Below are 3,910 nucleotides of genomic sequence, written 5' to 3'. Positions count from 1 at the left end.
CGAAGTACCTGCGCTGTGAAAGTCCCTGGAAAATCGGCGGCATGCCCGATCAGTGGCGAAAAACTAAGGGATCGCCAGGGGGCTGTCTGTCACCGTAAGCCGGGACAAAAAAGCCACGCCGCAGGGGGGCGTGGCTTTTGCTCGGATGCCGCAGCAGGTGGAATCAGATGCGGCGTTTGCGTTGCAGCGCGGGGATGCGCGACGGCGGCACCTGCAAGCCCTGGCTGGGCCGCGTGGCCGCCGCCAGTGCGGCCAGGGTGGACTGGCCGAACAGCACCTGGATATCCACCTCCAGGCCCTGGCGTTCAAGCCGCTCCACCAACGTCACTGCCAGCAGCGAATGCCCACCCAGTTCGAAGAAGTGGTCATGGCGGCCGACCTGTTCAAGGTTCAGCAGCTCTTTCCACAGCTCCGCCAGCAGCGTCTCGGTTCCCGCTTGCGGGGCCTCGTAGCCGCGGCTTGGGTAAGCCGTGGCGTCCGGCGCGGGCAACGCCTTGCGGTCGAGCTTGCCATTGGGGGTCAACGGCAGGCTGGCCAGTTGCACATAGGCCGCAGGCACCATGTACTGTGGCAACTGCCCGTGCAGATACGCGCGCAGTGCCTCTGGCTGCAGGGGCTGCTCGGCACGCAGGTAGGCCACCAGACGCAGGTCGCCTGGCGCATCCTCGCGGGCCATCACCGCCACATCCGTTACCCCGGGGTGCTGCGCCAGACGCGCCTCGATTTCGCCCAGCTCGATACGGAAACCACGGATCTTCACCTGGTCATCGTTACGCCCCAGGTACTCCAGGTTGCCGTCCGCCAGCCAGCGCGCCAGGTCGCCAGTGCGATACATGCGCGCGCCCGCTTCAGCGTTGAACGGATCGGCCAGGAAGCGCTCGGCAGTCAGCTCGTCGCGGTTCAGATAACCCCGCGCCACGCCGGCACCGCCAATGTACAACTCGCCGGCCACGCCCAAAGGCACCGGCTGACGGTGTTCGTCGAGCAGGTAGAACTGCGTATTGCCCACCGGTTTACCGATATGCGCGGCAAAGCCATCGGCCCGATCCATGGCCACCCAACTGGAATAGGTGGTGGTTTCCGACGGGCCATAGAGGTTGCACAGGCGCTGCACCGAAGTCTCGGCGAAGAGTTTCTCCACCAGCGAGCCTTTGAGGGCTTCACCTGCGACGTTGACGGTATGCACGCCTTCGTTCAGGCCACCGGATTCCAGCAACGCTTTCAAGGCCGACGGCACCGTGTTGATCAGGCTGACATTCGCCTCGCGTGCCGCCAGGGCATTCTCGACCACATGCACGCAACCACCGGTGGTCAATGGCGCAAAGCACTCATAGACCGCCAGGTCGAAGTTCAGCGAGGTGGAGAACAGTGTGCTCTGCAGCACTTCAGGCTCGAAGGCCTGCTGAGCCCAGGTGAGGAAGTTCACCGTGTTGCGATGCTCGATCATCACCCCTTTCGGCAAGCCGGTGGAGCCGGAGGTGTAGATCAGGTAGGCCAGGTTGGAGGACGTCAGACCTGGAACCAGCGGGTTGTCCTGATCATCACCTGCCGTCCAGTCAAAGGCATCCAGGTTTACCAGCGATCGGTCGCCAAGCAGGTCCAGGGTGGCGTCCTGGCCGATCATCGCCGCCGGTTCGCTGTCTTGCAGCATGTAGGCAATGCGCTCGGCCGGGTAGTTCGGATCCAGCGGCACATAGGCGCCGCCAGCCTTGAGCACGGCGAGCATGGCCAGCAGCATCGGCGCACCGCGTTGCAGGCAGATGCCCACCCGCGCATCGGGCACCACGCCCTGGGTGATCAGGTATCGGGCCAGGCGATTGGCACGTTCGTTGAGCTGCGCATAGGTCAGCACCAGGCCGCCATGCGCCACGGCCTGGGCCGCAGGCGTACGCGCCGCCTGCGCCTCGAACAGGCCGTGAATGGTCTGCTCTTGCGGCCAGGGCATGGCGCTGGCGTTGAAGCTGTTGAGTTGCTCGAGTTCAGCGGCGCCTGGCAGTGCCACACTGTCCAGGGCACGTTCTGGCTCGGCGACCATCGCACGCAGGACGCGCTGCAGATAATCCCGATGACGCTCGGCGGTGGCGGGCAGGAACAGCGCGGTGGCGTACTCCAGGCTGCCCTGCAGGCAACCGTCGAACTCGCCCAGCTCAAGGGTCAGGTCGAACTTGGCGGTGCCGGTCGGCGCCGGCAGGTTGCTCAACTGCAGCTCACCCAGTGCCAGTTCGCCGGACGCCTGGTTCTGCCAGGCCAGCATGACCTGGAACAGCGGGCTGTAGGCCAGGCTGCGCAATGGCTTGACGCGCTCCACCACATGCTCGAACGGCACCGCCTGGCGGGCCTGGGCCTCAAGGCTCAGGGCGCGTACCTGTTGCAGCAGCGTGACACTGTCGACACCGTCTTCGAGCCTGACGGGCAGCGCCAGGGTGTTGGCGAACAGGCCGATCACGCCCTCCACCTGCTCGCTGACGCGGTTGGCGACCGGGGAGCCGATCACCACCTGGCGCTGGTCGGCCAGGCGTCCCAGCACCACCGCCCAGGCCGCCAGCACGGTCATGTACAGGGTGGCGCCATGACGCTGACTGAAGGCCTTGAGCTGCGTGGTCAAGGCCGCATCCAGGCACACCGGCAGGCGTGCCCCGGCATAGCTCTGGGTAGCCGGGCGTGGCAGGTCGGTGGGCAGGCTGAGCAGCGTCGGCGCCTGGCTCAGGGTGTCTTCCCACCACTGCACCTGGGCCTGCCAGGCGTCGCTTTGCAGCAGACGCTGCTGCCAGACGGCGTAGTCGGCGTATTGCACCGGCAGCGCTGGCAGCGGGTCAGCCTGGCCCTGGCTGAAGGCCTGATAAAGGGCGCTGAGTTCCTCGGTCAGAATGCCCATCGACACACCGTCGGCGATCAGGTGATGCAGGGTGACCAGCAGCACGTGCTGGCGCTCTTCCAGGCGCACCAGGCAGGCACGCAGCAGCGGCCCATTTGCCAGGTCGAAGGGGCTGCAGGCGTATTCCTCGCCGAGCGCGGCCAGCGCCGCCTGGCTGTCGGTGCGCGCGCTCCAGTCGAGCTGGCGCAGGGCAAAGCCGCCCGGCGCCGACATGATGTGCTGCCTGCCCTGGTCGCGGAAAACGCTGCGCAGCACCTCATGGCGCTCGACGATACGCAGTAGCGCACGCTCCAGCGCCGGCACGTCCAGCACGCCTTCCAGGCGCAGCGCAACCGGCAGGTGGTAGGCCGCACTGGCCCCCTCCAGCCGGGCCAGGAACAGCAGGCGCTGCTGGGCGAAGGTCAGCGGTGCCTGGCCCTGATGCTCGGTGGGGATGATCACCGGCGTCGCCCCGCCATGCAGCGGCGCCAGTTGGCGAGCCATGGCCTTGAGCGTGGGCTGCTCGAACAGCGTGCGCAGGCTCAGTTCCTGCCCCAGTTGCTCGCGAATCCGGGCCAACAGGCGCATGGCCAGCAGCGAGTGCCCGCCCAGGGCGAAGAAGTCATGCTCGCGGCCGACCTGCGGCACCTGCAGCAGTGACGCCCACAGCTCCGCCAGGCGGGTTTCCAGCTCGCCCTGCGGGGCCACGTAATCGGTCACCGCGTCCACCTCCGGCAGCGGCAAGGCGTTGCAATCCAGCTTGCCGTTGGGGGTCAGCGGCAGGCTGTCCAGGTGCATGAAGCGTGTTGGCAGCATGAAGGCTGGCAGCACCTGGCTCAGCGTATCGCGCAGCGCGGCCTCGGCCAGTGGCTGACCGGTGTACCAGGCCACCAGTTGCAGATCGCCTGCGGCATCAGGCCGTGCGCCGACCACAGCCTGGCGCACTTGCGGCAAGCCGGCGAGCTGGGCCTCTACCTCACCCAGCTCGATACGGTGACCGCGGATCTTCACCTGGAAGTCGTTGCGCCCGAGGAACTCCAGGCTGGCGTCGCTGCG

At 66.8% G+C, this 3,910-nt stretch carries 1 protein-coding gene; it reads right to left on the bottom strand.

The genetic code is table 11. The annotated features are described in order from the left end of the window. Nucleotides 1-163: 163 nt before the first annotated feature. Nucleotides 164-3,910: amino acid adenylation domain-containing protein (locus ACSVIK_RS10400; protein ID WP_442444264.1), on the bottom strand; the 3,747-nt coding region annotated here is incomplete at its 5' end.

This window comes from Pseudomonas sp. NCHU5216 (assembly GCF_052156495.1).
Lineage (GTDB): Bacteria > Pseudomonadota > Gammaproteobacteria > Pseudomonadales > Pseudomonadaceae > Aquipseudomonas.
Note: the sequence above shows the minus strand (reverse complement) of the source record. Positions and strands in the feature narration are given on the sequence as shown.